The following is a 21516-nucleotide window of genomic DNA, read 5'->3' on the forward strand; positions in this document are numbered from 1 at the left end:
TCAGCCCACCAGCGCGTGTGTCCTCTCGGGCGCGGCGGTCTTCTCCTGCGTGCGACCTATGGTCGGCAGGAAGGCTTCGGCGGTCAGCGCGGCGACCGCGATCCGGGGCAGGTCGCGCGCGGTCGGGAAGCACAGGTAGCGCGGCACCCACTCGGGCTGATACTTAGCGTTCGCCCGGTAGAGCGACTCGATCTGCCACAGCTTGGACGCCCACATCAGCAGCCGGTGCCACAGCCGCAGCACCGGACCGGCACCCAGTTCCTCGGCCCGGGCGAACACCGAACGCAGGACGGCGAAGTTCAGCGACATACGGCGTACGCCCAGGGCCGGAGCCGCCTCCGCCGCCGCGACCACCATCATCTCGGTGAGGCCGTTCTCGGCCGTCCGGTCGGAGCGCATGAGGTCCAGCGACCAGCCGTCGGCGCCCCACGGCACGAACTGCAGCACGCCGCGGATCCGCTTCTCCTCGTCGCGGCACACCACCAGCACGCAGTCGCCGTCGCGCGGATCCCCGAACCGGGACAGCGCCATCGAGAAGCCGCGCTCGACCGAGCCGTCGCGGAAGTCGGTCGCCGCCCGGATCGCCTCGGCCAGTGCCGCGGGTGTCATGTCCGCCTGGCGGGTGACCTCGCAGGTGTAGCCGGCCCGCTGCATGCGGTTGACCGCCTGCCGTACGCCGCGCATCGGGCGGCCCTGCAGCGAGAACGCCGGCACGTCGAGGATCGCCTCGTCACCCATCTCGATCACGTCGAGCCCGTGCTTACGGAACGCGCGGCCGCCCGTCTTGCCGCAGCCCAGCACCGCGGGTGTCCAGCCGTAGGCGGTGCACTCGCCCAGCCACGCCGTGACGACGTCGGGCCAGGCCGACTCGGGGCCGATCGGGTCGCCGGAGGCCAGGCTCACGCCGTTGATCACCCGGTAGGCGACGGCCGCGGTGCCGTTGGACGCCCAGATCAGCGACTTGTCCTCACGGAGGGCGAAATAGCCGAGCGAATCGTTCCTGCCGTGCCGGGCCAGAAGCTCGCGCAGTCTCGTCTCGTCGGTGTCGGTGCGCGCCGGACGGGGTGCACCCGGACGCAGCAGGAGAATCACCGCCGCGACCGCGGCCAGCAGCCCGAACGCGCCGGTGGTCAGGGTGACCGCCTCGGCCCCGATCGGCGAGACGAACTTCAGCGGGCCCGGCACCCCGACCAGGCCGAACAGCGCCTGCTCGGCCCACTCCCGGACGCCGGGGGCGCCGACCAGGCGGTTCTCCCGGACGGCGATCTCGGCGAAGCCCAGCAGGAAGCCGGCGCCGCCGAACCCGAGCAGTGCGGCGGGTGCGCGCCAGCGCTTGCGGCGGTCGGGCCGGGCGCGAAATTCGCTCCGCACGACGATGAGCAGCACCAGGAGGGCCGCCGAGACGGCCGCGGCATCGAGGTCGAGGCCCTTGATGACGTGCAGCAGAGTTCCGGCGGCGGACGCGCCGACGGCCAGCAGCCACGCGCGGTGCTTGCCCCGGCGCAACCCGGCCCCGACGTAGAGCAGCAGGACCCCGGCCACGGCGGTCGCCGCCCGCGCCGAGAGCATGCCGGTGGTCGGCACGAACTCGCTCAGATCGGCGATCCGCCCGTGCCGCGGCGGCAGAACGGTGGTCAGCACGTCGAACAGGCCGACGAACTGGACGATCCGCGCCACCGCGGTGCGCGACAGGGGCGGCCTCGACCGCCAGTGGAGCTCTGACATGAACGGCAACCTAGGGCAACCGCCATGAGAGAACTATGAAGAGGCGTCTCACCCTGCTCTCATGGTCGTCTTGACAGCCTGCTCGGGTGCCGTTGACGAGTGTGCGCCTCACCGTGCTGGCGGCCGTTCTGACCGCGGGGATGCTCGCCGGGACCGTGCTCGTCTGGCGGCGCTGGGGCCGGTGGCGTTTCCTCGCCCGCCCTCTGGGCGTGCTGCTGACCGAGGCTCTCCTGGTCTTCACCGTGGGCCTGGCCGTCAACCGTTCCCAGGAGTTCTATCCGTCGTGGGCGGCCCTGCTCACCACCTCCGACCCTCCGCCGGCCTCCTATCACACGGCGGCGGGCCGGCTGGACGCGTGGCTGGCCGCCCAGCCGTCCCTGCTGTCGTTCCCCTGGCGGCCGTCGGGGTGGACGTCGTGGCATCTGGCCGCGGCGCCGACCGTGACCGTTCCGGCGGACTATGTGGCGCACCCGTCGTGGCGCTACTCGGCGGTGCTGGTGCTCGGGGCACGACCGTGGGCGTTGCCGGCTCTGACCGGGCCGACGGTGCTGGTGAACGTGACGACGACCGCTGCGACGCCGGCGGCGGCGCTGGCTGAGGTTCTGCCGGGGTCACTCGGGCGGGATCTGCGGGTGACGTCGCACCGGTGGGCGCTGGTGACGTCGGCGGCCGACGGGGCGTTGGCCCGGCGGGTCGTGACGGTGGGGCGGGGACGGTTCCCGGTGCTGGCGTTCGTCGGGGTTTCCGCACCGGCGCACGCCGGAGCGTCGCCCAGGTCCCAGCCGCATGCCGTCGCACTCCCCCCGGGCGTGCTTCCGGCCGGCATTCAGACCGCGTACTTCCCCGGCGTGCCCACCAAACCCGGGCCGCTCAAAGCGGCCCTGCACTGGGCCGCCGCCGAGACCCCGCCGCCGCTCGCCGCCTCCGCGGCGGAGCCGACCTACGTCCCGCCCGAGCCGAAACGCCCGCACCGGGTGAAACCGAAACCGAGTTCGAAGGCGGTGAACCATGGCCCCCGACAGCCTCGCGCTTGAAATCGTGGCGGGCGTCCTGACCCTGTTGACCGCGGCCGGGCTCGGCGTTCTCTGGTCGTACTCGAACGGGCGCCTGCGCTGGCTCAACCGCTCGATGGCCGTCGTCGCCTGCGTGGCCGCGACCGCGGCGACCGGGCTGGTCTGGGTGAACCGGCAGATCGACGAGTACCCGACGTGGGCCAGCCTGCTCGGGTCGACCGCCGACGCGGCCGGCGCCCCGATCGCCCAGACCGACGACGGGCAGGTTGTCAGCTTTACCGTGGCCGGGCCGGTCAGCCACCTCAGCATGCCGGTCTACGCCTACCTGCCGCCGCGCTACCGCAACGACACCGGCACCCGCTACCCGGTGATCGAGGCGCTGCACGGCTATCCCGGATCGCCCCTGCAGTGGATCAAGAAGCTGGGGGTGACGCAGGTGCTCAACACCGAGATCGGTGCGGGCCGGATGGCGCCGACGATCGTGCTGTTCCCCTACCAGACGCCGAACCCGCGGCTCGACACCGAGTGCACCAACCTGGTCGGCGGGCCGCAGACCGAAACGTTCCTGACCGTGGACGTGCCCCGATATGCGCGGGCGCATCTGCGGCTCAACGGCAGCTGGGGGCTGACCGGCTACTCGGCCGGGGCCTACTGCGCCTCGGACCTGCTGCTGCGGCACCCGACCGAATATGCGGCCGCGGCCAGCCTTTCCGGGTACGCCGATCCGGGCATCCGGGTCGGCAACGGCACCGAGCACACCAGCTACAACGAGATGTGGCGGCTGACGCACCTGCCGATCCCGGCGGTCGCGCTCTATCTGACCTGTGCCCGGACCGACAAGAACGCGCTGCGCGGGACCCAGGCCCTGGCTCGGACGGCGCGGGCACCGATGTCGGTCACCACGGCGTACGTGAACGGCGGCGGCCACAATCAGTCGACGTGGCGGGCGATGGAGGCGCCGTCGTTCGACTGGCTCTCCTCGTGGCTGGCCCGGCCTCAGGACGACGGGTCGAGCCGATAGCCCGCCCCGCGCACCGTCTGGATCGTGCCGCGCCCGAACGGCCGGTCCACCTTGTCGCGCAGGTAGCGGATGTAGACGTCGACCACGTTGGAGCCGCCGTCGTACGCGAAGTCCCACACGTGGTCGATCAGGTAGGTGCGGCTGAGCGTCTCGCCGTGCCGGCGCATCAGCTCGTGCAGCAGCGCGAACTCCTTGGCCGACAGCGAGATCGGGGTGTCGCCGCGGTGGACCTCGCGGGTGGCCGGGTTGAGCACGAGGTCGCCGACCTGCAGCGAGGACGGCCGCTCGGCGGTCTCCCGCCGGGTCAGTGCCCGCACCCGGGCCAGCAGTTCGTCGAAGGCGAACGGCTTGGTCAGGTAGTCGTCGGCGCCCGCGTCGAGGCCGCGTACCCGGTCGGTGACGGCGTCGCGCGCGGTCAGCATCAGCACCGGCGCCCAGCGGCCCTTCTCGCGGATCTGGCGGAGCACCTCGAAGCCGTCCGGCGGCGGGATCATCGCGTCGAGCACGATCGCGTCGTAGTCGGTCTCGGCGATCGTCCAGACCGCGTCGGTGCCGGTGGCGGCGGTGTCGACGGCATAGCCGGCCCGGCGCAGGCCCCGGCTGAGCATGGCCGACATCGCCGGGTCGTCCTCGACCACGAGAAGTCGCATGACACTCACCCTAAGAACCGGCCGTCAGGCCGGTTCACCCGCGGGGCCGAGAAGGGTCCGGCGGGGTGCGGGGTCGGGCTCGCTCACCGCGTACGCGGAAAGCGGGCGCAAGTCGAAAGCGGACGTGAGCAACGGCCCGGGGAACCTCGATGCGATCCGGCGATAGCCGGCGACCTGGCCGTTGAAGTCGTCGACGGCCGCCCGCAACGGCCCGTCGAGCGCGCGCAGCCGGTCGAGCGGGGCGCGCGTGCGGGCGTCGGCGCGCAGGCCCGGGTCCCGCCCCGCGACGTCGATCAGTCGGGAGAGGGTGGTCATCAGATGCTCCTCGGCCCGGCAGGTGCCGGCCGGATCGGTGAGTACCCCGGCGCTGATCGCGGCCCGGCGCGCGACCCGCACCGGAACCGCCTCGGGCGAGCGTGCGTCGTCCAGCAGCATCCCGATCAGCGCGTGCCGGCGCTGCAGCAGGGTGTCGACGGTCCGCCAGGAATGCGCGGCGCGGTTCCGGCGGGCGATCAGAATGAACAGGTCGGCGCCGGCCCCGGCCAGCGCGAGGAGCAGGGCCGGGACGACGATCAGCGTTACCGGCATGCGGGCCTCCTCCGCTTCTGTTTCGCTTCGGTGGAGATCAGCTTCGCTCGCGTCGGATGACATCACGATGAGAATCGGGGTTCGGGATGGTTCGCGTGGTGCCGCGCTCGGTGCGGACGCGGCTGGTGCTGCTCTTCTCGGTCGGCACCGCGCTGGTCCTGCTCGTGTGCCTGCTGGTGCTGCACGAGGCGCTCGACCGGCAGCTCGACGGCGCGCTCGCCAACGACCTGTCGGGGCGCTACGACGACCTGTCGGCGGCGGTCGGCGGTCGCGACCTGCGGGCGGTGGCCGACGACCCGCTCGCCCAGCTCTACACGGCGGACGGCGCGCTGGTCACCGGGTCGCGCAGCTTCCGCGACCGGCGGCTGCTGACCCCGCAGCAGGTGCAGGCGATCACCCGGCAGCAGACCATCTCGGCCGAGCTGCCGGCCGGCGTCCACTTCACGGCGGCCGACGTGCAGATCCTGGCCGGCCCGACGCATCGCTACGTGCTGGCGGTGGCGGCCCGGTCGGACGTGGTCGACAACGCCGGCGGCCGCCAGCTGGTGGTGCTCGCGCTGGCCGCGCCGCTGCTGATAGCCGGGCTGGCGGCGGCCGGCTGGGTGATCGTCCGGGCGACGTTGCGGCCGGTCGGCCTGTTGAGCCGGGAGGCGGCGGCGATCTCGTCGCTGGACGCCGAGCGGCGGCTGCCGGTCGTGGGGGGCGACGACGAGATCGCGCGGCTGGCGGCGACGCTCAATCAGATGCTGGGCCGGCTGCAGGTGGCGTTCGCGCGGGAGCGGGCCTTCGTCGACGACGCCAGTCATGAGCTGCGGACGCCGCTGGCGGTGCTGCGGGGCGAGATCGAGCTGGCGCTCGGGGCTCTCGACGACTCCGACGAGCTGGAGCAGTCGTTGCGGGCGGCCAAGACGCAGGCCGAGCGGCTCACCCGGCTGGCCGACGACCTGTTGATGCTGGCGCGGGACCGGGAGGGCACGCTGGCGTTGAATCGGCAGCCGGTGGATCTGCTCGATCTGACGTTGTCGGAGGCCGCCTCGCTGGGGCCGGCGCTCGGGCTGGATATTTCGGTCACCGGCGATCCGGTCGTGATCGATGCCGATCCGAGCCGGCTGCGGCAGGTGTTCGCCAATCTGGCGGCCAACAGTGCGGCCGCTCGCGCGGCGCATGTCTCGGCCGCGGTACGTGTCGCGCACGGCGACGTCCTCGTGGAATGGGCCGACGACGGGCTCGGATTTTCCTCGGCGATGCTTTCGGCGGCGTTCGAGCGCTTCGCGCGGGGCGACACGGCGCGTACCGAGTCCGGGGCGGGGCTGGGGTTGTCGATCGTCCGAGCCATCGTCGCCGCCCACGGCGGCACCGTCTCGATCGGAAACGGGCCGCCCCTGGGTGGCGCGGTGGTAGCTGTTAGCGTTCACATCTAGGGCTGCACCGGATTCCAGCCGTCACTCCCGGCGAGATATTTCTGGGAGGTGTAGTCGGCGGCCGTGCTCGCGCTCATCTGCGGCCGGTCGGACGTGCCCTGGGTCTTGCCGGAGCCCGAGTTGTTGTACTCGGTGAACCGGCACGTCTTCCACGAGAAGCCGCTCATGTCCTGCCAGGCGCCGGCCTGCCGGATGTGCCCGCCGAGGCTCGAATCGCGGACCAGCACCTGGCCGATCGCGTCGGCCGCGTTGCCGGCGTGCCAGCAGCGGCCGAGCGCCACCGTCTGGGCGGCGGCGCTGCTGGTCAGCGTGGATCGGGTGATCAGGATGCCGTACTTGTTGGAGGCGTTCGTCGCCGCGGCCGTGAGGTAGCCGTTGTTGCTGCTGTTGCGGTTCAGCGACACGATCGACGTGCTGTCGATGACGAGATCGCCGTTGCCGTAGATGAAGTCGACCGCGCCCTCGATGTGGCTCTTGTAGACGTACTGCCGGACCTGGCTGCTGCCGGTGCCGCCCCAGGACAGGAACGTGTCCTGGAAGCCGAGCATCCGGACGTTGCGGTAGACCTGCCGGTCGGCGCCGGCGTAGACGGCCAGGGCCTGGCTGCCCTCGCCGTACGTGTTCTGGACCGTCAGGTTCTTGATCGTCGTGTCCTTGGCCAGGTTGAGCAGGGTCGCGCTGCCCTGCGCCCCGGCCGTCGACTGCGGCGTGTTCCCGGTGATCACCACGTCGGTGGCGGTGCCGGTCGCGCCCTGGATGGTGATGCCGGATCTGCCGGGCGGGATGCTGACCTGGCCGCGATAGGTGCCGGCCTTGACGCTGATGACCGTGCCGCTGCCCGCCGCCGCGACCGCGGCCTGGATCGTCGTGTAGTTGCCGGAGCCGTCGGCGGCGACCGTGATCGTGGCGGCCGCCAACGGGGCCGGGACGGCCAGTAGGGCCGCCAACATGCCTGTTAACGTGAACATTGGCATACTGTAGCTATCGATACTGATCGATTCAATGCTCCAGTCTGGGCAGCACCGCCTTCATCACGGTGATCTCCTCGGCCAGGTTCTGGTCATCGGTGCCGCCGTGCGAGTAGACGTCGACCTGCACGTCGTCGTCCCGTACGTAGAGGTGCCCGGCCAGGTCGAACGCGTCGTAGCCCTCCACCCCGTCGACCGGCTGGGCCTGGGACACGGCGGCCTCGAACCCGTCCACGGTCGTCCTGGACAGGAACAGCGCCAGCTGGCCGCCGTCCTGCTGCCACTGGCAGTAGCGGTCGGTGTCGTCCGGTTTCGCGTCGTCCCCGTCGACTTCGGTGATGGCGCGCCCGGTCAGGCCGGCCACCTCGGAACGGCTCAGCAGGGCGCAGGGATCGGGAAGGTGGTCGGCTTTTTCGGCGGTCTTGTCGGCGTTGCCCAGTCCACTGACCGCGGACCCGCTCGGATCCGGACCGGCCGCGTCGGCGGCGACCGGCCGCCGGGCATCGGCGTCGAGCAGGCCGCAGCCGCCGAGGGCGACGACGGCGAAAGTAGCAGCGGCGAGGGCACACAGGCGTCGCTTCATGCTGCTCAGAGTCCCGGCCCGGATGGCACCGGCCAAGGCGCCTGGCCTGCGGTGCACTCCTGGGCGGTCAACTTTCAGTCCTTAGGAACGTCCCGCCGCCCGGCAAAGACAAGACTGTTGTTCCGAAAATTGTCTGGCTACCTTCGCGGTCGTGACAGGCGACGTACTGATCCTCGGCGGCCCGCCCGCGGCCGGAAAGACCACCGTGGCCCGCTTGCTGGCCTCCTCCGCTCCGCGACCCACCGTCCACCTCGAGACCGACCACTACTTCCGATCGATCGGCACCGGCTTCGTCCGGCCCTACCTGCCGGAAGCGGAAACCCAGAACGCGGTGGTCCTCACGGCCGTCGTACGCAGCGCCGCCGCCTTCGCCGAGGGCGGCTACGACGTGATCGTCGAAGGCATCATCGGCACGTGGTTCCTGCCCCACTTCCACGGCTTGACCGGCCTGCGCGTCGACTACCTCGTGCTGCTGCCGTCCCTGGAGGCGACGCTGGACCGTGCGAACGCCCGGACGGTGTCGCACCTGCGCGACCCGGGCCCGATCACCGGGCTGCACGGCGCCTTCCCTCGCGATTCGCACGCCATCGACACCACCGGGCAGGAGCCTTCGCTCACGGTTTCCCGCGTACGCGAAGAGCTCGCGACCGCCCGCCACCGCCTGCTCGCCCCGGGGGTTTGAGACGGTCAGGAGGGGGTGTGGTCGTGGGCCAGTTGGACGAAGAGGTCGTGGGCCGCGGTGGTCTCCTCGAGGGTGGCGCCCGCCAGGAGGTCGAGCAGCAGGCCCCGGGAGACGGCCACACCCAGGCGCAGTGCGGCCGGATCGGGCTCGATGCCCAGGCGCTCGGCGACCGCGGTGGCGTCGGCGAGCCACGACGAGGTCAGGCCGGGCAGGACCTCGGCGGTGCCGGGTTCGCCCCGGGTGGCCAGGGCGAACACCTCGAAGAACAGGCGGACGAACGGGCGCACCTCGGGGCTGGAGACCTGCTGCCAGATCCCGTTCATCAGCTCGGCCGGGCCGGCCGCCGTCTCGGCCAGGGCGGACATCGCGGCCCGCTGCTGGGCCTCCATGGCACCGACCACCGCGGCGAGCAGGCCCTCGCGGGAACCGAAGTGGTAGAGCAGCATGCGGTGGCTGGTGCCGGCGCCGGTGGCGATCTCGCGCAGGCTGCGGTCGGCCAGACCTTCACGCTGGGCGAAGTCCATGATGCGGGCGAGCAGATCGGCGCGGGAATCGGGCATGTACCAAATGGTACAGTGGCCGCATGCACTACGAGGAAAGCACCCTCATCGACGCGCCGGTCGAGCTGATCTGGCGCCTGACCACCGACGTCGACGACTGGCCGGCGTTCATGCCGACCGTGCAGAAGCTCGACCGGCTCGACGACGGACCCATCCGCGTCGGCAGCACCGCCCGGGTCAAGCAGCCCGGCCAGACCGCCGCCGTCTGGACCGTCACCCGCCTCGAGCCGATGCGCGAGTTCACCTGGGAAACTCGGCGCATGGGCACCCGCCTGACCGGCCGGCACCTGCTCGAGCCGTCCGGCACCGGCACCCGCAACACCCTGGTGCTCGAGACCGCCGGGCCGGGCGCCGGACTGCTGTCGGCCCTGTTCGGCGGCCTGATGCGCAAGTCGATCCGGCAGGAGGCGGCCGCCTTCGCCCACCGGGCCACCGCCCCCGCGCAAGGAGGGTGAAAGCTGATGATTCACCCTTAACGGCCGCCGAATCGGGCCACTAGCGTGAGGGCTCCCGAGGCGGGAGGTCGCTCTCGATGGTCGTACCCGAACCGCTCCGATGGCTGCTCACGCTGGCCTTGGCCACCGGCACGGCGTTCCACGTCGGCCGGGCCCTGCGGCCGCACCTGACGCACGAGCACCGCATCGCCGAGTCCCTGCACGCCGTCATGGGCCTGGCCATGGTCGCCATGCTGTGGCCGTTCGGCCGGGTCGTGCCCACGTCGGCCTGGCTGGTCGTCTTCGCCGGGTCGACCGGCTGGTTCGCGGGCCAGGCGTCGCGGGCGGGCAAGCGGTGGGTGGTGCCGGTCTACTTCGCGTCGGCGGCCGCGGCAATGGTCTGGATGAGCAGCGCGATGCCCGCCACGAAGATGGATATGCCGGGCATGAAGGAAAGCTCACCGGCGGCCGGGGCCATCGGCGGCTACCTGGTGGTGGCCGGGCTGTGCTGGCTGCTCAGCGGTCTGCGCCTCGGCGCCCTGCGAACGGGAACTGGAACGCCGGAAACACCGCGGTGCGACACGCACTGGCCGGCGCTCTGCCACGGGATCATGGGCGTCAGCATGGGGCTGGCCGTGCTCACGATGATCTGAAACGGGCGCGAGCAGCAGGTGCGCTGCTCACGCCCGTACGGGCTCGGAGGCCGCGTCAGGCGGCCGGACCGGAACCGGAACCCGCCCGCCGGAAGGCGGCGAAGCCGAGAAGCAGAGCGAGGACCGCGACGACGAGCGCGGCGATGCCCCAGCCGAGGCCGGAGTTGCTGCTCTTGGCCGGCGCGGCCGCCGACGTCTGCGCGACCGTAGTCGTGGCGGGCGCCGCGGCCGGTGCGTTCGCGGCCGTCAGCTTGAGGACGGGCGCGGGGTGTTCGGGCTCGCTGCCGTCGGTCGCCGGCTCATCGATCCAGCGGACGACGTTGCCGTCCGAATAGGTCTGCAACGCCTTGAAAATGATCTGATTGGCGGTGGTCGGCAGCGGGCCGAGCGACACGTCGAACTCCTGGAACTGACCGGGCTTGATCTCGGCGCCCTTGGACGCGGTCCAGGTGATCTGGGTGACCGCCTCGGTGATGTCACCGTCGTCCGACTTGATCGGCGTCGCCAGCTTCGACTTCACCGTCGCCACGGTCCAGCCGACCACCGGCTTGGTCGAGACCGAGGCGATCGGGGTATCGGTGGGCAGGGTGACCTGAAGTTTCGTGGTCGAGGCGGTGTCGCTCTCGGTCGGCACCCGGAACGACACCTTGGAGTAGGAACCCTGGGCGGCCGTGTTCGGGTTGACGGTCACGTGCGCCGACGCCGGACCGGCGATCGCGAGCACGAGGGCGGCGGCACCGGCGGTCACGACGCCGATCCGGCCGAGCAGCGAGCGGTTCATCGGGGGAAGTACCTTCCGTTCGATTCAGCGGTCGTCCAAAGGTCGTCGGCCGCTCGCGATTAGTTCCGGGCAATTCCTCAGCGTTCCGGGGTGGCGTCGCGGCTTGCCCGAGCCGCGCGGCGTCGAGGATGGCCGGCTGAGCGCGGCGGGGCAGCAACACCTGATGCCCGCCGTACACATCGCCTCACCGCGACGCCGCCGATCAGCCCGATCGTTGGTCCGGCGACGGACGCCGGCGGTCACGTTACGAACGCACCGTGCTGAATGGTCCTGCCCCGGTCAGCGGTCGCCTCCTGGCCCGGCAGGGGCGAGGACTCAGGCCGGGTCGGGCGCCTGAGCAGAGACCCGGAACCGTAGCGGGCTCAGGCGGCTGCTTTGGAGTGGACCGTCAGGACGCCCGCCACGTCGATGTCCGAGGGGTGGCCGCCGTAGCCCGACTCGGAGATCAGGCGGGCGCCCAGCACCGCGCTCCAGAACGTGCGGACCTCGACCTCGATCGGCCGGTCGAGGGTCCAGTCGTGGCGCTCGAGCACGCCGGCCAGGTAGTGCTCGGCCTGCCGGAACAGGATCGCGAGGCGGTGCTGGGCGAGTTTCTGCAGCTCAGGCCGGAGGCGACTGATCGACATCGCGCGGACGACGACCGGCAGCGCGGGCAGCGTGAGCGTGGTGCGGGCGACCGCCTCGCGGAAGGCGGCCGGCGTGCGCTGCCGGAGGCCGATCGGTTCGAGGTCGCGGGCTTCGCGCAGGAGAAGGAGGAACGCCGCCTGGACGAACAATGCGTCCTTGGAACCGAAATAGTAGGTGACCTGATGCGGGTGGGCGCCGGCCGAACGGGCGATCTCGGCCACACTCACCGCGGCGTAGTCCTGGCCGGCGAACAGTTCCGCTGCCTGGTCGAGGATGCGGGCGCGGGTGCGGCGCCCGCGGGCGCGGGCCGGCTCATCGGTGGACACGACATATTTGTATGCGATACAAAGACTGGGTGACAAGCTACGAAGACATCGTCATCACCGGCATGGGTGCGATCACCCCGCTCGGCCCGGACGTCGAGTCGCTGTGGCAGGGCGTGCTCGCCGGACGCTCGGGGGTGCGCCGCATCGACGATCGGCTCGCCGGGTTCGCGCACGCCGCCGATCTGCCGACCCTGATCGGCGCACCGATGGCGGTCGACCCCGAGACGCAGCTGACCCGGGTGCAGGCCCGGCGCATGGACCGCGCCGAGCAGGCCGCCGTGGTCGCGGCCAAGCAGGCGTGGGCCGACGCCGGATCCCCCGAGGTCGACCCCGAACGCCTGGCCGCCGTCGTCGGCACCGGCATCGGCGGCCTCAACACCCTGCTCGACCAGGACGACGTGATCGAGGAACGCGGCCCCGGCCGGGTGTCGCCGCTGGTCGTGCCCATGATGATGCCCAACGGGCCGGCCGCCTGGGTCAGCCTCGAGCTGGGCGCGAAGGCCGGCGTCTACACCACGGTCTCGGCGTGTGCCTCGGGCGCCGAGGCGATCAGCATGGCGGTCCGGCTGATCCGCGCCGGCGAGGCCGACGTGGTGGTGGCGGGCGGCGCCGAGGCGGCCATCGCACCGCTGACGGTGGCCGGGTTCGCCCAGGCCCGCACGCTCTCCAAACGCAACGACGACCCGGAGCGGGCGTCCCGGCCGTTCGACGTCGACCGGGACGGGTTCGTGCTCGGCGAGGGCGCGGGGATCCTCGTGCTGGAGCGGGCCGGTTTCGCCGCCGCCCGCGGTGCCCGGGTGCTCGGGCGGGTGGCCGGCTTCGCGGTGACGTCGGACGCCTACCACATCACCGGGCCCGACCCGTCCGGCGCGGGCCAGATCCGGGCGATCCAGCGGGCGGTCGCCGACGCCGGCCTCACCCCGGGCGACATCGACCACGTCAACTGCCACGCCACCTCGACCGTGGTCGGCGACGTCGGCGAGGCCGTGGCGATCCAGAAGGCGCTCGGCGAGAACGTCATCCTGACCGCTCCCAAGTCGAGCATCGGCCACCTGGTCGGCGCGGCGGGCGCGGTCGAGAGCATCCTGACCGTGCTCACGGTGGCCAACGGCGTCATCCCGCCCACGCTCAACCTCGAGCAGAAGGCACCCGAGGTCACGCTCGACGTGGTCGCGGGCGAACCCCGCAAGCACGACCTGCGGGCCGCCGTCTGCAACTCGTTCGGCTTCGGCGGCCAGAACGTCTCACTGATCTTCACCGCCTGACCCGGCGACGGCCGGCGCTCCCCCTCCGAAGCGCCGGCCGTTCCGCAGTCGGGACCGGGCGGCGCTTGAGCGGCAGCATGGCCGGCACCCGGGCCGCGTAGTCGTCGTAGGCCGGGCCCAGCTCGGTGCGCAGGTCGCGCTCCTCGAAGCGGATCCCCACCGCGATGTACGCCGTCGAGCTCACGGCGAAGAACAGGTGCCCCGCGCTCATTTTCGGCGTCGCCCAGAACGTGATGATCAGGCCGAGCATCATCGGGTGACGCAACCACGCGTACAAGAAACGCTCGCGGAACGCCGGCGGCGAGTAGGCCTCCCGGCGTGCGTGGCGCCAGGCCCGTTTGAGGCCGAAGAAGTCGGCGTGGTCGATCATGTAGGTCGAGCCGACGAGGATGAGCCAGCCGAGCCCGTAGATCGTCCAGATCAGCAGCGACCAGGGGCGGCCGGTGTGCCAGACCGACGCCGGGACCGGCTGCCACCACTGGAAGATCGCCATCAGCAACAGGCTGGCGACCAGCACGTACGTGCTGCGCTCGGCCAGTTTCGGCAGAAACCGTTTGAGGCCGGCGCGGGCCATCACCGAGTGGTGCAGCGCGAAGGCGAGCAGCAGCGCCCCGTCGATCGCCAGCGACCGCCAGGCATCATTTGTCGCCGGGCCGTCGATGCCATGACCGGCCAGGAACAGGAACGCCCAGGCCGTGCTCAGAAGAAATGCGGTGTAGGCCAGGGCGGAATACCCGAGCAGTAGGAGCCTCATGAGCCCATCGTGACGAGCCGCGGCCCGGGAAACAGGCGGGAAAATACCTCAGCCTGCGGACGCCACGTACCAGGCGGCGATCTGCGACCGCGACCGGAAATCCATTCGATAACGGATGCGCTCGACGTGCGCCTCGGCCGACTTCTCGGCGATGCCGAGCCGCGCGGCGATCTCGCGGTTGGTGCACCCCTGGGCGATCAGCGCGGCCACCTCACGCTGCCGCGCGGTCAGCGTCGGTGCGGCACCGCGATGCCGCGCGGACAGTCCGAGAAAGCGCCGGATCGGCCGGGTCAGCGATTCGCGGTCGCCGATGTACGGCAGGTGCGAACGGCCGGGGATCACCGACCACGTGGCTCCCGGAATGCCGTCGGCGAGGCGCCGGCCCTCGGCGAGCGGAACGGCCCGATCGCGATCCCGGTGCAACACCAGCGTGGGTGCCGCGATGCGCGGCAGCAGATGTTCGATGTCTATTTCGTACGCGAGTGCCAGCATCGCGCAAGCCGTCTCCGCACTCGCCGACTCCTGCTGATAGAGGGCGAACGCGGCCCTGGTCGGCGCGTCGGCATCGGGCGTGAAAATGCCGGCCAGCAGGTCGGAGGCGAGCCCCCAGTGCTCCCGGACCAGCCCGAGCACGTGATGCTGGATCGGCGGTTCGGCGACGCTCGGCCCGTGCGCCCAGCCGCCGTAGAGGATCAGGCGGCTCACCGGTGCCGACGCCGCCCACGCGGCCGCCACCGCGGCGCCGAGCGAGATGCCCATCAGGTCGAACCGCTCCAGCCCGGCCGCGACGACGACGTCGCGCAGGGCCGCCAACTCGCGGGCCATCGTGTGCGGCCCGGGCGCGCCCACCGACAGCCCGCAGCCCGGCTTGTCGTACCGGATCAGCGTGCGCCCGTCGGCGAGCGCCTCGTAGAAGGACCGCTCGGCCGGTAGCGCCCAGCTCATCTCCAGGTGGCTCAGCCACCCCGACACGTAGACCAGCGGCGGCCCGGACCCGCTCACCGCGTACGCGATCCCGGACGGCGTCGTGGCGATCCGCTGGCCGGTCAATCCCGCGCCTTGTGCTCGCCCATTCGACAAACCTACCGGCCGGGCCTCGCCGTCCCGCCACGCCGCGGACCGCGGCTCGGGAGAAAAAGGGGTGGCCCGGCACGGGCCCGCAAGGGGCAGAACTGGCCCGTGCCGGACCGGAGGGAAGGTCAGCGCTTCTTCAACGCGCCGGCCAGGTACTGGTTGACCTTGGCGGTCGAGAAGGAGGCGTTACCCGCGAGCGCGAAGTCCGTGGTCACGGTCTCGCCCTTCTGGATCTTCACGATCTTCACGAGCGGCGTGTAGCCGTCCTTGGCCGCGATCACCTCCAGCGGGTTGTAGCCCTTGTTGAGCCACAGCTGGTAGTGCCCGTCCGCGTCCGTCTTCAGCGTGAACGTGGTCGGGCCGCAGGCGCCGGTCCTGGTGTCGTACATCGTGCAGACCGCGACCGTCGCTCCGGCGAGGGGCTTGCCGGCCGACGCGACCGTGCCCTCGATCTTGCCCCACGCCGCGGGCGGCGTGGCGGTCATCGAGACCGAGACCGGCGCGGCCGTCGGGTACGGCGTGTCCGTGCTCACCGTGACCAGGCCCGCGTAGACGCCCGGCTGCGAGACCTGGGACGAGTCGATGCCGACCCGCACCTTGACCGTCCCGCCCGGTGCCACCGTCAGGTCGGTCGCGCTCTCCGACAGCCACGGCACGTCGCCGCCGCAGTCGCCGTAGCCGGGCAGCAGCGCCGCCGCCGACGTCGGGTTGAAGCCGCCGGTCGAGCCGCCGACCTGGAAGATGCCGCACGCCGCGCCGCCCCGGTAGGTGGCGTTGTTCGCGTTCGGCAGGGCCGCCCACGAGTCGGTGGCCGGGTCGTACTCCCAGCCCTGGTTGGTGATCGCCGAGCCGCCGCCGACGGCACCGCCGATGACCTCGAACCGGCCGTTCGCCGAGGCCGCCGCGGCACCCCACGTGTCGGCCGGCAGGTCGGCCCGGGCCTTCCACGAGCCGCTGCCGGGGACGTACGCGTACGTCCTGGTGAGTGACCCGCCGCCGGAGTTGCCACCGGCGCAGATGACCGCGGAGGCGGCCGAGCCGCAGGCGAGGTAGCCGACCGCGGCCGGATAGTCGGGTTCGCGGGTCCACTTGTCGGCGCCCGGGTCGTAGGAGTAGGCGCCGGCCGAGACCGGCAGGCAGGCGCCGGTGGTGCAGCCGCCGACCACATAGAGCTTGCCGGCGACCACCGCGGTTCCCGCGGCGGCGACGCCGGACGGGAGATCGGCCACCTTGCGCCAGGCGGTGGCTCCGTCCTTGAGGGCGTACGCGCGGACCGAGGTGTCACCCTGCTCGTTCCAGCCCCCGACGACGTAGAACGTGTCGTCGATGAAGGCGCCCGCGGCCGCGCTGAGCGCCTCCGGCAGGTCGGGCAGCCGGTGCCAGCCGCCGGCCGCGGCGTCGTAGTAGCCGGCGACCTGCAGCTTGTTCACGCCGTCGTTGCCGCCCGCGACGTAGACGGTGCCGTTGTGGGCGGCCGTCGTGTTGTCCATCACCGGCAGTGCGTAGCCGGCGATGTCGGTCCACGGGGAGATGCTCGGCTGGGCGGTCATCTCCGGAGACGCGGCCTTTCCGGAAGGCATCGACGCGATGCTGGTCGACGACTTGACCCGCATCGCCGGGGCGCCCTTGCCCACGGCCGGGGTGGCGCCGGCGTCCGACTCGCCCAGGTGCACGTGGAGCGGCACCTTGCCGTCGTTGCCGAACGTGACCGTCTGCGAGGTCGAGGCGCCCAGGGTCATCTTGGCCGTGAGCGCGGACGGGGAGACGGTCACGTGCCCGGCGTCGAGGGCCACGTCGGCCTCGCGCACCGAGTCGGCGGGCACGTTCACGGTCGGGTGGCCGGCGGCGTAGCGGCCGTCGGTGACGGTGAACGCGGTCTTGCCGAGGTGGCTGCTGTAGAGCCAGTAGTAGCCGTCGGCGTCGGTCGCCCCGAGCGTGGCCGGGTCGTCGTCGGCCGCGACCGTGGCGCCGCTGAGGTTGCCGCCGGTGTTGGCGTCGGTGACGTGCCCGGCGACCAGGCCGCCCGGCTGGGCGCCGCAGTAGCGGGCGCCGACGACCACGTTGTCGATCTCCCAGCGCCGGCCCCAGTCGCCGACGAAGCGGAACCGCACCCGCGCCTGGTCGTGCCCGGCGGCCTGCGGGATCTTGATGTCGAGGTGCTGGACCACGCCGCCGTCCAGGCTCCGCACGGTCGACCAGGTGGTGCCGCCGTCCAGGCTGAGGTCGACGTAGCCGGTCTGGTCGGGGAACCCGATGTAGGTGCTGTCGAAGCCGATCTCCGGGTCGGTGCGGCCGCTCAGGTCGACGACCGGGGAGACGAGCGACGTGTCCTGCTTGCCGCCCTCGCCGTACTTGTCGGAGTCGACGTCGGCGAAGTCGGCGTCCCCACCGGGCGGCGGTCCGTAGCCGCCCATGTCCTCGAAGCGCCAGGTCTGGCCGTTGCCGGCCGCGTCGGTGACGGTCCAGCCGTCCTTGGGCGTGGCGCCGGTCCAGCCGGTGAACGCCTGGGTGCGGCCCTCCTCCTGGAAGGCGTAGCCGGGTGCGTCGCACGCGGTGGTGTCGGCGGCCAGCGCGATGTCGCGCCGGGTGTCGGCGCTCAGCGGCACGCTGAGGTCCTGCCCGACGTAGCCCGGCAGGTCGGCCGAGGCGACGTGCAGTTCGTAGGTCTGGTCGATCGGCAACGACACCGAGTAGTGCCCGGTGAACGCGTCCGAATAGATCGCGCCGCCCGGGTACCCGTCGACGGTGATCTTGGACCGCATCGGCCAGCCGTGGCCCGAGCCGTCGGTGACGTGCCCGGAGATCGTGCGGGTCGGCAGCGCCTGCAGGTCGAAGTTCTGGGTGGCCGGGGTGCCCTTGGCGATCGTGACACCGGTGGCCTGACCCGTGCGGTAGCCGAACTTGGACACCGTGAGGTCGTAGCTGCCGACCGGGGCGCGCAGGTCGTAGGTGCCATCACTGCCGGTGGTGGCGGTGAACCTGTCACCCTTGGCACCGGTCGCGACCACGGCTGCTCCGCCGAGCCCGCTGCCCCCGCTGGTGACCTTGCCATCGACCGCGCCGGAGTCGCCCAGCGTGAGGGCGGACAGCCCGACCGGGGTCCCGAGTCCGGTCGGGCCGTCCCAGCCCGGGCCGGCCTGGCAGAGGACGTTGCCGCAGTCGCTGTTCGCGCCCTGCGTGACGTCGTAGAGCGAGCCGGCGTTCAGGTAGGGGTAGGTCGACGGGTAGGTACCGGGAGTGGGCGCGCCGGCCAGCGCGTACATCGCCGCGGTCAGGGGCGAGGCGAGCGAGGTGCCGCCCCACGGGGCCCAGCCGGTCTGGCCGAGCGTGTTGTAGACGCCGAGCGGGGTCGCCGCGTCGGCCGAGATGTCGGCGGTGACCCGGCTGTCGCAGCCCGACTTCAGGCTCCGCTGGAAGTCCGGCGCCGGCTCGTAGACCGAGCAGCCGGAGCCGCCCGAGTCCCAGGCGACCTCGTTCCAGCCGCGGGCCGAATCGTCCTTGATCAGCTCGGTGCCGCCGACCGCGGTCACCACCGGGCTGGTCGCCGGGTACGACTGCACGTTGCCGGTGTCGCCGGTCGACACGGTGACCGCGATCCCCGGGTGGTCGTAGTACGTGTCGAGGGTCTGCTCGCCCGGGAACTCGCCGTCCACGCCGTACGAGTTGGAGATGGCCGCGGGCTTCCGGCCGGCGGCCGTACCGACCGCCTGTGCGAGGTCGACCGCGTCGTTGCTGTCGGCCTGCACCAGCAGGATCTTGCACTGGGGGCAGGCCGACGAGACGGCGTCGAGGTCGAGCGCGGTCTCGATCGACCAGCCGCCGTCCTGGTCCGGGTAGTCGGTGCCACCCCGCTCGTCGATCTTGGTGAAGCAGCCGTCGGCCGAGGTGCACGCCGACAGGCCGTAGAACGAGCGGAACACCGCCAGGTCGGACTCGGCGTTGTCGTAGCCGAACGCGTCCACGATGGCCACGGTCATCCCGGCTCCGGCATCCGGCAGCCGGTACGCGTTCTGGATGTCGGACGGGGTCAGCGCGTAGTCGGGCGGCCCGGCCGCGGCGGCGCGGGCGGCCGCCTTCTTACCGGTCGACGGGTCGGTCGGGCTGACCGCGAAGCAGCGGGCGTAGGGCACGTCGGCGGCCACCTGACGTGCGGTGAGCGAGTTGCAGGGTGCGGGCGTGTAGCGCGTCGGCGCCGCCTGGGCGGGGGTGGCCCCGGCGAGGACGCCGGCGACCAGCGCGGCGGCAGCGGCCACCGCCGCGCCCGCGCGGCCGCGCCGCGTGCCCTTCGATCGATAGATCATGCGAACGGACGCTGTCATATTCGTGTCACTCAGGACAAGATTCTGATCGATGGGTGTTCCCGACACCTGTCATGAACATGACATGGAGAGTGTTCGATGTGGGAGACAGTGGGGATACCGGCGACCGAGGCACAGGTCTACGAAGCGCTGATCCCGCAGGCCATGTCGACAGTGGACGTCCTGCACCGCCGTACCCTGCTCAAGCCGGCCCGGATCATCCGGGCCCTCACCGACCTGATCGGACGCGGGCTGGTCACCAGGACGCCGGGACGGCCCGCCCGCTACACCGCACTCGCGCCCTCGCTGGCCGGCTCGGTGCTGATCGCCAAGCGTGAATACGAGCTCGGTCAGCTCCAGCAGTACCTGAACGGGTTGGAGGAGTCGTTCCGCAGCGGACCGGACGAACGGCTGGAGGTTGTCGAAGGTGCGACCCGCATCTACCAGGCGTTCGTACGCATCCAGCGGGCGGCCCGCCACGAGGTGCGCGCCTTCGACAAGCCGCCCTACTTCGTGCCGCCGGGCGAACACGGCGACGACGGGCCCAACCTGGAGGAACGCCGGTCGCTGCAACAGGGCCGGGTCGGCTACCGCGTCGTCTACGACCAGCAGTCGGTGGCGCTGCCCGGCCGTCTGGAAAACGTCTGGGACGGCATCCGCCGCGGCGAACGGGCCCGGGTCGGCGCCGGCGTGCCGGTCAAACTCGTGATCAGCGACCGCACCGAGGCCATCATCAGCTCACCGGCCGACTTCGAACGCGGCCTAGCCTACGTCCTGCACCCGTCATCCTTGCTCGACCTGGCCGGCGGCCTGTTCGAGGCGACGTGGGACCGGGCCATGCCCCTCAACCGAACCGACCGGAACGACGCCACGATCGACGAGACCGACCGCCAGCTGCTGGGCCTGCTGGCAACGGGCGCAACCGACGAGGTGATCGCCCGCACGTTCGGCTGGAGCATCCGCACCGTCCAACGCCACCTGCACGAAATCATGCGCCGGGTGGGCGCCCAGACCCGCTTCCAGGCCGGCATGGAAGCCGTACGCCGAGGCTGGGTCTGAGGCGCTATAGCGCGGGGCGCCGCGCTCTCAGCCGGTCGATGTAATAGCTCTCGTACTTGTCGAGTAACGACTCCGGTGGGCCGGCCTGCCCCGCAAAGATGTCGAAGATCCGGCGGTAACTCGCGATGTCCGTGCGGCTCCGACTCAGAAGGCCGGTGTTGAAGACGTCGACAATGAGCAAGGAGTCGTCTACCACCATGAATCCGTGCATCGGTGCGAGAGCCAGCGGTACCCCGTCCGGGATGACGCCGATGTCCACGTTGGGACGCGCGGTGGCCTCACGGAGGCGGCCCATCTGCGCCAGCATTTCTGCCGGATCGCAGACTTCGTTCCTTAGCGCGCTCTCGGTTACGACGAAGCGGAAAGACTTCCTCCTGTCCCCAAGAAGTTGCTGCCGGCGAACGCGTTCGGCAACAGCGGCGAGGACGACCGGCGTCGGCTCGGGGTCGTCCATGATCAGCTGCTGGATGCCGTTGAGGACCGCTTCCGCATAGCCGCTCGACTGAAGGAGGCCGGGAACCGCGACGGGTTGGAACTCCCGGATGACCTCAGCCGCGCGCTCCCAGTCACCGACCGTGGTTTGCCGGGACGCGAGGCTGGCTGAGCCGGGCCGCCAATCGGTCAGTCGTTCATAGGAAAGCTCGGCCCGCTCCACCAGCCTTCTCGTCTCGTCCCGGGAGGCGCCGAGCGCGCGGGCCAGTTTCCGGACATCCGCCGGATCGACGGTGCCCTTGCCGCGCTCGATGCGAGAAATCTTGGGCTGGCTCATGCCGACTCGGGCGGCAAGCGCAGCACCGGTCAGCATGCGCGCCCGCCGCATCCGCGCCAGAGCCGTCCCGACCGGTTCGTCGGTCCCCGTCATCGGCTGCACCTCATGACATTCACACTTGCTGCATGGACACCGGTCCCGCGGCGTATCAAGGACCCCGCCATGCGCCGCGGAATCGCATCGTGACGCGTCGAGCGTAACAACAGAGAACTTCCGTGACCAGGTAATACACGAATATTCTATGTCGGCGATGAATTGGCGTACG

General features: G+C 71.4%; 20 protein-coding genes. 8 read left to right on the forward strand and 12 right to left on the reverse strand.

Annotated elements, in window-relative coordinates; all coding sequences use genetic code 11:
* Complete coding sequence (locus ACIA5C_RS32425; protein ID WP_396061761.1) at positions 1 to 1725, reverse strand: phosphatidylglycerol lysyltransferase domain-containing protein; 1725 nt, start codon at positions 1723 to 1725, stop codon at positions 1 to 3.
* An 86-nt stretch (positions 1726 to 1811) separates the two neighbouring features.
* On the opposite strand from ACIA5C_RS32425, the gene ACIA5C_RS32430 reads away from it, so the two are divergent.
* Positions 1812 to 2759, forward strand: coding sequence for a hypothetical protein (locus ACIA5C_RS32430; protein WP_396061763.1), 948 nt, complete (start codon positions 1812 to 1814; stop codon positions 2757 to 2759).
* Positions 2734 to 3759 (forward strand): alpha/beta hydrolase, encoded by a 1026-nt coding sequence (locus ACIA5C_RS32435; RefSeq protein WP_396061766.1) that lies wholly within the window; start codon positions 2734 to 2736, stop codon positions 3757 to 3759. The genes ACIA5C_RS32430 and ACIA5C_RS32435 overlap by 26 nt, the downstream gene beginning before the upstream one ends.
* On the opposite strand, the gene ACIA5C_RS32440 is transcribed toward ACIA5C_RS32435, so the two are convergent.
* Both ACIA5C_RS32440 and ACIA5C_RS32445 read right to left on the reverse strand, forming a co-directional pair.
* Positions 3735 to 4409 (reverse strand): response regulator transcription factor, encoded by a 675-nt coding sequence (locus ACIA5C_RS32440; protein WP_396061769.1) that lies wholly within the window; start codon positions 4407 to 4409, stop codon positions 3735 to 3737. The genes ACIA5C_RS32435 and ACIA5C_RS32440 overlap by 25 nt on opposite strands.
* Positions 4410 to 4433: 24 nt before the next feature.
* Positions 4434 to 4997: a LemA family protein gene (locus ACIA5C_RS32445; protein WP_396061773.1), complete on the reverse strand. Its 564-nt coding sequence runs from the start codon at positions 4995 to 4997 to the stop codon at positions 4434 to 4436.
* Between the two features lie 86 nt (positions 4998 to 5083).
* Between ACIA5C_RS32445 and ACIA5C_RS32450 the strand changes: the two genes are divergently transcribed.
* Positions 5084 to 6418: a sensor histidine kinase gene (locus ACIA5C_RS32450; protein WP_396061776.1), complete on the forward strand. Its 1335-nt coding sequence runs from the start codon at positions 5084 to 5086 to the stop codon at positions 6416 to 6418.
* Here the strand turns inward: ACIA5C_RS32450 and ACIA5C_RS32455 are convergent.
* Positions 6415 to 7368 carry a pectinesterase family protein gene (locus ACIA5C_RS32455; RefSeq protein ID WP_396061779.1) on the reverse strand — a complete coding sequence of 318 codons (954 nt, stop codon included), beginning with the start codon at positions 7366 to 7368 and terminating at the stop codon, positions 6415 to 6417. The two genes, ACIA5C_RS32450 and ACIA5C_RS32455, sit on opposite strands and share 4 nt — an antisense overlap.
* A 49-nt stretch (positions 7369 to 7417) precedes the next feature.
* Entirely contained in the window at positions 7418 to 7969 is a 552-nt protein-coding gene (locus ACIA5C_RS32460) for a DUF3558 family protein (protein WP_396061781.1), read from the reverse strand.
* 151 nt (positions 7970 to 8120) lie between these two features.
* On the opposite strand from ACIA5C_RS32460, the gene ACIA5C_RS32465 reads away from it, so the two are divergent.
* Positions 8121 to 8651, forward strand: coding sequence for an AAA family ATPase (locus ACIA5C_RS32465; protein ID WP_396061783.1), 531 nt, complete (start codon positions 8121 to 8123; stop codon positions 8649 to 8651).
* Positions 8652 to 8656: 5 nt separating this feature from the next.
* Here the strand turns inward: ACIA5C_RS32465 and ACIA5C_RS32470 are convergent, their stop codons facing one another.
* Positions 8657 to 9211, reverse strand: coding sequence for a TetR family transcriptional regulator (locus tag ACIA5C_RS32470; protein ID WP_396061785.1), 555 nt, complete (start codon positions 9209 to 9211; stop codon positions 8657 to 8659).
* 23 nt (positions 9212 to 9234) lie between these two features.
* Here ACIA5C_RS32470 and ACIA5C_RS32475 point away from each other — a divergent pair, with 23 nt between their 5' ends.
* Both ACIA5C_RS32475 and ACIA5C_RS32480 read left to right on the forward strand, forming a co-directional pair.
* On the forward strand, positions 9235 to 9666 hold the full coding sequence (locus ACIA5C_RS32475) for an SRPBCC family protein (protein ID WP_396061787.1): 432 nt from the start codon (positions 9235 to 9237) through the stop codon (positions 9664 to 9666).
* 77 nt (positions 9667 to 9743) lie between these two features.
* On the forward strand, positions 9744 to 10298 hold the full coding sequence (locus ACIA5C_RS32480) for a DUF5134 domain-containing protein (RefSeq protein ID WP_396061789.1): 555 nt from the start codon (positions 9744 to 9746) through the stop codon (positions 10296 to 10298).
* Between the two features lie 55 nt (positions 10299 to 10353).
* Here ACIA5C_RS32480 and ACIA5C_RS32485 read toward each other — a convergent pair whose 3' ends face one another.
* Both ACIA5C_RS32485 and ACIA5C_RS32490 read right to left on the reverse strand, forming a co-directional pair.
* Positions 10354 to 11079, reverse strand: a complete 726-nt coding sequence (locus tag ACIA5C_RS32485; RefSeq protein ID WP_396061791.1) for a YcnI family protein — start codon at positions 11077 to 11079, stop codon at positions 10354 to 10356.
* Between the two features lie 362 nt (positions 11080 to 11441).
* On the reverse strand, positions 11442 to 12032 hold the full coding sequence (locus tag ACIA5C_RS32490; RefSeq protein ID WP_396061793.1) for a TetR/AcrR family transcriptional regulator C-terminal domain-containing protein: 591 nt from the start codon (positions 12030 to 12032) through the stop codon (positions 11442 to 11444).
* 29 nt (positions 12033 to 12061) lie between these two features.
* Between ACIA5C_RS32490 and ACIA5C_RS32495 the strand changes: the two genes are divergently transcribed.
* Positions 12062 to 13297 (forward strand): beta-ketoacyl-[acyl-carrier-protein] synthase family protein, encoded by a 1236-nt coding sequence (locus ACIA5C_RS32495; RefSeq protein WP_396061795.1) that lies wholly within the window; start codon positions 12062 to 12064, stop codon positions 13295 to 13297.
* On the opposite strand, the gene ACIA5C_RS32500 is transcribed toward ACIA5C_RS32495, so the two are convergent.
* The 3 genes from ACIA5C_RS32500 to ACIA5C_RS32510 form a co-directional block, all read right to left on the reverse strand.
* Positions 13287 to 14051 (reverse strand): methyltransferase family protein, encoded by a 765-nt coding sequence (locus ACIA5C_RS32500; protein ID WP_396061797.1) that lies wholly within the window; start codon positions 14049 to 14051, stop codon positions 13287 to 13289. The genes ACIA5C_RS32495 and ACIA5C_RS32500 overlap by 11 nt on opposite strands.
* 48 nt (positions 14052 to 14099) lie before the next feature.
* Positions 14100 to 15101, reverse strand: coding sequence for an alpha/beta fold hydrolase (locus ACIA5C_RS32505; RefSeq protein ID WP_396061799.1), 1002 nt, complete (start codon positions 15099 to 15101; stop codon positions 14100 to 14102).
* Positions 15102 to 15250: 149 nt separating this feature from the next.
* The gene (locus tag ACIA5C_RS32510) at positions 15251 to 19426 is read right to left on the reverse strand and encodes a carboxypeptidase regulatory-like domain-containing protein (RefSeq protein ID WP_396061801.1); all 4176 of its coding nucleotides are present in this window, start codon (positions 19424 to 19426) and stop codon (positions 15251 to 15253) included.
* Positions 19427 to 19522: 96 nt separating this feature from the next.
* Between ACIA5C_RS32510 and ACIA5C_RS32515 the strand changes: the two genes are divergently transcribed.
* Positions 19523 to 20482, forward strand: coding sequence for a helix-turn-helix domain-containing protein (locus ACIA5C_RS32515; protein ID WP_396061803.1), 960 nt, complete (start codon positions 19523 to 19525; stop codon positions 20480 to 20482).
* 4 nt (positions 20483 to 20486) lie between these two features.
* Here the strand turns inward: ACIA5C_RS32515 and ACIA5C_RS32520 are convergent, their stop codons facing one another.
* The gene (locus ACIA5C_RS32520) at positions 20487 to 21344 is read right to left on the reverse strand and encodes a helix-turn-helix domain-containing protein (RefSeq protein ID WP_396061805.1); all 858 of its coding nucleotides are present in this window, start codon (positions 21342 to 21344) and stop codon (positions 20487 to 20489) included.
* Between the last annotated feature and the right edge of the window lie 172 nt (positions 21345 to 21516).

It is taken from the genome of Actinoplanes sp. NPDC051343 (assembly GCF_044455125.1).
GTDB lineage: Bacteria > Actinomycetota > Actinomycetes > Mycobacteriales > Micromonosporaceae > Actinoplanes.

Bases quoted from the DNA above. Each gene is read 5' to 3' on its own strand.
- ACIA5C_RS32440 (WP_396061769.1), bottom strand. From the start codon at position 4,409: ATGCGACTTCTCGTGGTCGAGGACGACCCGGCGATGTCGGCCATGCTC.
- ACIA5C_RS32520 (WP_396061805.1), bottom strand. From the start codon at position 21,344: ATGACGGGGACCGACGAACCGGTCGGGACGGCTCTGGCGCGGATGCGG.
- ACIA5C_RS32425 (WP_396061761.1), bottom strand. From the start codon at position 1,725: ATGTCAGAGCTCCACTGGCGGTCGAGGCCGCCCCTGTCGCGCACCGCG.
- ACIA5C_RS32450 (WP_396061776.1), top strand. From the start codon at position 5,084: ATGGTTCGCGTGGTGCCGCGCTCGGTGCGGACGCGGCTGGTGCTGCTC.
- ACIA5C_RS32480 (WP_396061789.1), top strand. From the start codon at position 9,744: ATGGTCGTACCCGAACCGCTCCGATGGCTGCTCACGCTGGCCTTGGCC.
- ACIA5C_RS32435 (WP_396061766.1), top strand. From the start codon at position 2,734: ATGGCCCCCGACAGCCTCGCGCTTGAAATCGTGGCGGGCGTCCTGACC.
- ACIA5C_RS32470 (WP_396061785.1), bottom strand. From the start codon at position 9,211: ATGCCCGATTCCCGCGCCGATCTGCTCGCCCGCATCATGGACTTCGCC.
- ACIA5C_RS32455 (WP_396061779.1), bottom strand. From the start codon at position 7,368: ATGTTGGCGGCCCTACTGGCCGTCCCGGCCCCGTTGGCGGCCGCCACG.
- ACIA5C_RS32460 (WP_396061781.1), bottom strand. From the start codon at position 7,969: ATGAAGCGACGCCTGTGTGCCCTCGCCGCTGCTACTTTCGCCGTCGTC.
- ACIA5C_RS32445 (WP_396061773.1), bottom strand. From the start codon at position 4,997: ATGCCGGTAACGCTGATCGTCGTCCCGGCCCTGCTCCTCGCGCTGGCC.
- ACIA5C_RS32510 (WP_396061801.1), bottom strand. From the start codon at position 19,426: ATGATCTATCGATCGAAGGGCACGCGGCGCGGCCGCGCGGGCGCGGCG.
- ACIA5C_RS32475 (WP_396061787.1), top strand. From the start codon at position 9,235: ATGCACTACGAGGAAAGCACCCTCATCGACGCGCCGGTCGAGCTGATC.
- ACIA5C_RS32485 (WP_396061791.1), bottom strand. From the start codon at position 11,079: ATGAACCGCTCGCTGCTCGGCCGGATCGGCGTCGTGACCGCCGGTGCC.
- ACIA5C_RS32500 (WP_396061797.1), bottom strand. From the start codon at position 14,051: ATGAGGCTCCTACTGCTCGGGTATTCCGCCCTGGCCTACACCGCATTT.
- ACIA5C_RS32515 (WP_396061803.1), top strand. From the start codon at position 19,523: ATGTGGGAGACAGTGGGGATACCGGCGACCGAGGCACAGGTCTACGAA.